The sequence below is a fragment of the Roseateles sp. genome (genome assembly GCF_031397715.1).
In the GTDB taxonomy this organism is placed as follows: domain Bacteria; phylum Pseudomonadota; class Gammaproteobacteria; order Burkholderiales; family Burkholderiaceae_C; genus Paucibacter_A.
The window spans coordinates 1-6,941 of the sequence record NZ_JANNMI010000049.1; the positions used below are offsets into that span (position 1 = coordinate 1).

Sequence of the window (6,941 nt, forward strand, 5' to 3'; positions counted from 1 at the left end):
CGGATCACGTCCTGGTCGGCGCGCAGCGGCGGCAGCCCGGCCAGGTTCTGCGCCACCGTCTTGCCGGTGATGGTGACGCAGTCGCCGTGCAGCAGCCCGGCGCCATGCAGCTCTTTCATCACGGCCGGGATGCCGCCGGCGGTTTCTTTGGCGTGCAGCATATGCAGCATCGAGACCGGATGCGCCTCGGCCGCGTTGGAACCGATGTACATCGCAGCGCGAGAGTTGCGCATATCGTTGTACGAATTGGTCATCGCGCCATAGCCCCAGGTATTGGCCACGCCGGCCACCGTGGTCGAGTGGCAGATGCGCGCCTGGTGGTCGCAGTTATTGCTGCCCCACATGCTGACCCATTTGCGCAGCAGATAGGCCTGCTCGTTATTGTGTTTGGAGGAGCCGACGATGAAGACAGAGTCTGGGCCCGACTGCTTCTTCAACTCCAGCATCTTGGCGCTGACCTCAGCTAACGCCACATCCCAGCTGATCTTTTGATACTTGCCGTTGACCAGCTTCATCGGCGTGCGCAGCCGGTGCTCGCCGGCCCCGTGCTCGCGCAGGGCCGCGCCCTTGGCGCAGTGGGCGCCCAGGTTGATGGGCGAGTCAAACACCGGCTCCTGGCGCACCCAGACGCCGTTCTCGACCACCGCGTCCACCGCGCAGCCGACCGAGCAATGCCCGCAGACGGTGCGCTTGACTTCGACCTTGGCGCCGGGCCCGGCAGCGGGTGCCGACGCAGTCTCGGCGGCATGGGCCTTGCGCTGCACCAGGCTGAGCTGCGTGGCGGCCAGGCCGGCGCCCAGGCCCAGGCCGGAGCGGCGCAGAAACACGCGTCGGTCCATGGTCGGGATGGCCTTGCGTTGGCCATCAAGGCCGCGGCTGAGGCTGTTCAGCAGGCCGGTCGAGGCAGATGCCGTGGCGGAATTCTTGCGTGTCAGCAACATAGTGTCTCCAACGAGGCCTGTAGGTCGGCCTTCAAAATTCAGGATCCGGGGCGACTCAGGAACGCGCAGTTTCGTAATAGCGCAGCACATGCGGGCTGAGCTGGTAACCGCCGGCACTGGCCTCAGGCGCCACCGTTTCGGCAACAGCGACGACCTGCTCCTCGACCACGCCAAGCGGCATGGCCTTGGCCACCACGGCAGCGGCGCCCGCGGCGCCCAAGCCCAGCAACCAGCCGCGCCGTTTCAGCGGGGCAGTCGATGCGGTGCCGTCCATCTTTTCGGTGACTTGCGGTCTACTCATGCTCATGATCATCAACTCCGTAACAAGTATGCTGGGCGAATATAGCCTTGTTGCAAAAACTTTGCATCGCGCCAAACCCGCGCCAGGCACGGGCAGAAAACATCTAGGCTTCAAGCAGATCAAAACCCTGCGCTTCGACGGCAAAAAAGTCGCGCGTGAAGGCGGCCAAGGCGCGATAAAAATCGGCCTGCGGCTGTGCTTGCAGCGCAGCGCAAAAGCCGTCAACCCAGCCGCGCAGATGGCTGTTGAAGAAGCGCTGCTGCGCGGTCAAATTGCTGACACCGGCATCCTCACCGGCAATCAAGTAACGCATCACTTCGCAGAGGCTGGCGATATGGTCCTCGGTTTCCAGCACCGTTTGCGCCCGCTCCAGACCCAGCGCCGCCAGGGCACTGCGCAGCTCGACCAGGGGCTTTTGATTCAGCGACCCGGCCAGGTACTGCGAGCCAAACAGGCAGACCGCCGGCTTGCCGACACCGCCGAACAGGGCGACAAACTCGGCCTGAATCTCGGCCAAGCCCAAGCGCCGCGAGGCCGCCACCAGCTCGCCCCAGGAGGCCTCCAGGAACGCGCCGGCCATGGGCGCTTCTGTCACCGCCACCCGCAGCTGGCCGAACATCTCTGGCGAAAGCGGCGCGTAAAACAACTCGGCCAGCAGGCCGTAAACCTCGGCGCGGGCCAGCTCTTCGGCCGCATCCGGGCCGTGAAATTCAATCGAGGCGCTGCTGCTCATAACTGATCAATCCTGACTTCTGACGGGTTGCTGTGCATCGCAATCACACGGCAATCGCTGCACATCTGCAGCCGCTCGCGCGCCGCACCTTGAAACATAGCGTGGGCGCCGAGCTTGACGAGCATCAGCTCAATCGCCTTCGGGCTGGCGAAGGGCTTGGCGCAGCGCACGCAGCAAAACGGCTCGACCTCGTTCAAGACCTGCAGCTGCCTCCTCTGCCGTCCGCCATCGGCCAGCAACAAACGCGGCTTCAAGGTGATGGCAGCTTCCGGGCAGGTGCTGGCGCAGAGGCCGCATTGCACACAGTTTTTCTCGATCAAACGCAGCTGCAACTTGTCGGGGTTGTCGGCCAGGGCGCCGGCCGGGCAGGCGCTGACGCAGCTCAGGCACATGCTGCAGGCGTCGGCATTGACGAGCAAGCCGCCGAAGGGGCTGGCCGCCGGCAAGGCCATCTCGTCCGGCACCGCCGGGGCTTGGGCCATCAAATGTTCCAGACAGAGCTCCAACGTGGCACGCTTGTCGGCCAGCACGCGGTAGCCGGCCGGCTGCGCCAAGCATTGCGCGGGCTTCGCTTGCAAGGCCTGATCCAGACTGGCGACACTGCTGCTTTCGATCAGGGTCAGGTGTTGCCCCTGGAAGCCCAGACCACTCAAAATTGCCTGCGCCGTCGCCATCTGCGCGCGCACGGCCGCGCGGTAATCGGGCGCCTCCTCGTCGGTCATCAGCACCCAGACCTGGGACGCGCCATAGGCAATCGCCGACAACCACAGCTCCATCCCGATTGACGCCGTGTGCCAGGCATCCAGCGGCAAGACGCGGGCCGGCACGCCCTGCACCGCTGCCTGCGTGCGCGCGGCGCGGCCCAACTCCCCAATCAGCTTGGCGCCGCCGCTCTGGCTGTGGATCAGCAGCGCCGCGTCCCGTCCGCCGGCGCGGGCATAGGTGTTGAGCAGCGTGCGTAGGCGTTGACCCTGGGCGTCAGGGCCGGGCGTGGCGTAACTCAGCGCACCGCTGGGGCAGACCGTGGTGCAAGCGCCGCAGCCGACGCACAGATGCGGCTCGACGCTGATGCCGGCCAAGCCAGGCCCGCCGGACTTGCCTTTTCTGGACGCGTCACTGCGAATCGCTTGTGCCGAGCAGACGTCGATGCAGGCCGTGCAGCCGATCTGCTCGTTGCGGCTGTGAGCGCAGAGCTTTTGCTTGTAGTTGAAGAACTTGGGCTTCTCGAACTCGCCCACCGCCTCGCGCATTTGCAAGACGGCGGCCATCAGCTGCGCGTCGTCCGCCGCATGGAAATAGCCCTGCGGCGGCTGGTGCAGCGTGATCAAGGGCACGGCACTCAGGTCCAGCACCAGATCGAAGTGCTCGGTGACGCTGCGCGCCGGGCGATCGAAATCAATCGCGCCGGCGGCGCCGCAGGCCTTGACGCAATCGCGCTGGCTGCTGCATTTGCCCAGATCGATCTGGTAGCTGAAATCGATCGCGCCCTCGGGGCAGGCGTCCACGCAGGCATTGCAGCGCGTGCACAGGTCCAGATCAATCGGGTTGCTCTGCGTCCAGCTCAGCTCGAAGGCGCCCAGCCAGCCCGTCAGCCGCGTAACCGCGCCGGCATGCACCGGCAGCGCGCGGGTCTGCGGCACTGCGCCGGGACCTTGCACCAACAGGCTCAGATCGAGCTTGTCGGCCAGCATCGCAGCGGCGCTCGCGGCCTGCTGCGGCGCGCCGATGATGACGGTGCGGCCTTTTGATTGGTAGCTGACCGTGGGCACCGGCGCCGCATCCGGCAGCTGCGCCAGCGCCAGCAGCGCCGCGATTTTCGGCGTAGCTTGGACGCCGTCCTTGGACCAGCCGCCGGTCTCGCGAATATTGACGAAGCGAATCGGCCGCTCGGCAAGCGACAGCGCACCTGCAGTCTGCTGGTTCAGTTGCAGGAACAGCTGGCTTTCCTGCGTGCAGGCGACCAGCACATCGTCGCCGCTTTTGGCCGCGCGCTGGAAGGCGCCGGCCTCGCGGCGGCACAGCAGGGTGTGGACGCTGTCCAGACCTTTTGCAGATCCAGTGGCGTTAGGGTCCAGCGCCTTCGTCAGCGCCGGGCCGTCCAGCGTCATCGTCTTGTTGCAATCGCAGATCAGGGTGGTCGTCGTCATCGGGCAGGCTCGCGGGTTCGGGGGCTTGATCTATTGCAACTGATTTTTCTGTTTCATGCTCGAACAGCCCCAAGACCTGGGACTGATGGAGCTGGCGCAGCATGGCCAGCGGCAGCGGATCGGGCTTGTTGTAATCGTCGATATAGGTGTCCAGCCCGTCCATCAGATTGAAATGCGGGTCGGAGAAGAACAGCTTTTTAAGCGCCGCCCGCTGCACGCCGCCGTCCACATCGCCGCCCATGAAGCGAGCGAAATCGCTGGCGGGGGTCAGCAGCTCGACCTCGGCATAGCCGGGCGGCGGCTGCGCTTCAACCGGCTCGGCCGGCAGGCTGATGGGCGGCGGCACCTCGGCCTTGCTTGCGGCCATTTTGAGCCGGCTCCAGCGCGCCAGCCTGCCACCGCTGTCGTCTTCGGTCGCCATCAGCGTCGCTGCTCAGGTGGCAAAAACGACTGCGGCCGGCGCCGTTCTTTTTTGACTTCGGGTTTGTGATGCTCCGCAACATAGGCCTGCAACCAGGCGGCCAGATCGTGCGGCAGCGGCACGTTGTCGACCCGCTCCTGCGCATCCAGCCAGCGGCCGGCCTCGGTGTAGCTGAGGCTGACGCGCTCGGCCCAGGCCCGCGATGGGTCTTCGTCATCAACGCGCCAGACCACAAACCAGACCGGCGCGCCGCTGTTCAGATTGAGGAAGTAACCTTCAGCTTCATCGGCGAACAGCTGCAGCGTGAAGCCGGGGAACAGGCTGGTTTGCAGCTTGCCGTCATCGCGTAGTACGCGCGGCTGGTCGCCGAATGCGGGCTCTTGCGCCACCACATCGACGACCTTGTAGCGCCAGGCCTCCCATTGATTGGGATTGGCCTCGCGCTCCATCACGACGGCCACGCGCACCTCGGGTCGCACCTCGGGTCGCACCTCGGGTCGCGGCGAAGTCGGCATGACTGGCTTGCTGTCAATCTGGGCTGGCTGCATGAGCACCAGTCTAAGGCAAACGGATCGACTTTCAGGCCGACCTGCGCCCGGCACCTGACTCGGCAGTCAAGCCATCGGCCTGCGGCAAGGCCGCCAGCTGCAGCTCGAATTGTTCGATCGACACCGGCCGCCCCAGCAGATAGCCCTGGAAGCGCCGGCAGCCGTTGTGCCTCAAGAAGGCCAGTTGCTGCTCGGTCTCCACGCCCTCCGCAATCACCTCCAGTCCCAGGTTGTTGGCCATGCCGATGATGGTCTGCACGATCACCGCGTCGGTGTGGGCGTTGAGCATCTTGGCGACGAAGGACTGGTCAATCTTCAGCTGGTCCAGCGCCAGCCGGGTCAGATAGGTGAGTGAACTTTGGCCGGTGCCGAAGTCGTCGATCGCAAAGCTCACGCCCAGCGCCTTGATGGCCTGCATCTTGGCCAAGGTGTCGTCCAGGTTGACCAGCACCAGGCTCTCGGTCAGCTCAAGCTTGAGTCGATTCGGCTTGGCCCCGCTGACCGCCAACGCCATGCGAATCTGCTCGACGAAATCGGGCTGGCGGAACTGCCGCGCGCTGACATTCACGGCCAGTTGCAGATGGCGCGTGGCCGGCGTCTCGGCCCAGCGGCGCAGCTGAGAGCAGGCCATCTGCAGCACCCAATGACCGATCGGCAAGATCAGGTCGGTGTCCTCGGCCAGCGCGATGAAGCTGCCCGGCGCCACCATGCCGCGGTGCGGATGCAGCCAGCGCAGCAGCACCTCGGCACCGACCGGGTAACCCAGTTCGTCCACCTGCACCTGGTAGTGCAGCAGCAACTGGCCGCCAGGGAGCGCATGCCGCAGATCAGCCTCCAGCGCGCTGCGCGCCAGCATCGCGGCATGGGCGGCAGGGTCAAAGAAGCGAACCGCATTGCGCCCCGAACGCTTGGCCTCGTACATCGCGATGTCGGCGCGCTTGAGCACCTCGTCCAGCGAAGCATCATCGCCACCCAGCATGCTGATGCCGATGCTGGCGCTACCCACCCACTCATGCTCGGCGAGGAAGAAGGGGCGAGCCAGTGCGGCGCGCACCTTCTCGGCGACGTTCTCGGCATCCACGGCTGCTTGTTCGGGCCCCGCGCTCAGCTCGGGCAGTATCACCACGAACTCGTCGCCACCCTGACGAGCCACCGTGTCGTTGGCCCGCACACTCAGCTGCAAACGCCGGGCCACCTCCACCAGCAGGCGGTCACCCATCGAGTGGCCGCGCATGTCATTGAGCGCCTTGAAATGATCGAGGTCGATGAAGAGCACCGCCGCCGGCCGGCCATGGCGCGCCCTCGCAGCCTGCACCTGACCCAACCGATCCCGCATCAAGCGCCGGTTCGGTAATTCGGTCAGCGCGTCATAGAAGGCCAGCTGGTGAATGGTCTCGTCGGCCTGCTTCTTCTGCGTGATGTCGGCGAACACCGCCACATAGTTCACCACCGCGCCCGCTTCATCGGGCACCGCCGTGATGCTGAGCCACTCCGGATAAACCTGACCGTTCTTGCGCCGATTCCAGATCTCGCCCTGCCAATGCCGCTCGGCGCGCAGACGCTGCCACAGCGCCTCGTAGAAGCCCGGCTCATGCCGACCCGAGCGCAGCAGGCGCCCCATCACTTGGCCGCGCGCTTCTGCGGCCGTATAGCCGGTGATGCGCGTGAAAGCCGGGTTGACTCGCAAGACGTTTTGCCGCGCATCGGTGATGGCAATCGCCTCCAGCGAGTCGAAGGCGATGGCGGCAATGCGCAAATCGGCCTGCGCCTGGCGACGTTCGGTGATGTCGGCGGCGACACCGACAAAGCCGATCGCCACGCCGGTGTCGTCGCACAGCGGTTGCACGTCA

At 65.5% G+C, this 6,941-nt stretch carries 7 protein-coding genes; all 7 read right to left on the reverse strand.

Annotated elements, in window-relative coordinates:
* On the reverse strand, positions 1-941 hold a 941-nt coding region (locus RMO57_RS02320), incomplete at its 3' end, for a molybdopterin-dependent oxidoreductase (protein WP_310383829.1).
* Positions 942-996: 55 nt separating this feature from the next.
* Positions 997-1,248, reverse strand: a complete 252-nt coding sequence (locus tag RMO57_RS02325; protein WP_310383831.1) for a formate dehydrogenase — start codon at positions 1,246-1,248, stop codon at positions 997-999.
* A gap of 97 nt (positions 1,249-1,345) precedes the next feature.
* Entirely contained in the window at positions 1,346-1,975 is a 630-nt protein-coding gene (locus RMO57_RS02330; RefSeq protein ID WP_310383833.1) for a molecular chaperone, read from the reverse strand.
* Positions 1,972-4,122, reverse strand: coding sequence for a 4Fe-4S dicluster domain-containing protein (locus RMO57_RS02335; RefSeq protein WP_310383835.1), 2,151 nt, complete (start codon positions 4,120-4,122; stop codon positions 1,972-1,974). Before RMO57_RS02335 ends, RMO57_RS02330 begins: the two co-directional genes overlap by 4 nt.
* Complete coding sequence (locus RMO57_RS02340; protein WP_310383837.1) at positions 4,040-4,543, reverse strand: DUF3306 domain-containing protein; 504 nt, start codon at positions 4,541-4,543, stop codon at positions 4,040-4,042. The genes RMO57_RS02335 and RMO57_RS02340 overlap by 83 nt, the downstream gene beginning before the upstream one ends.
* Entirely contained in the window at positions 4,543-5,058 is a 516-nt protein-coding gene (locus RMO57_RS02345) for a DUF3305 domain-containing protein (RefSeq protein WP_310383839.1), read from the reverse strand. The genes RMO57_RS02340 and RMO57_RS02345 overlap by 1 nt, the downstream gene beginning before the upstream one ends.
* Positions 5,059-5,122: 64 nt before the next feature.
* The coding region (locus tag RMO57_RS02350; protein WP_310383840.1) for a putative bifunctional diguanylate cyclase/phosphodiesterase at positions 5,123-6,941 on the reverse strand (1,819 nt) is incomplete at its 5' end.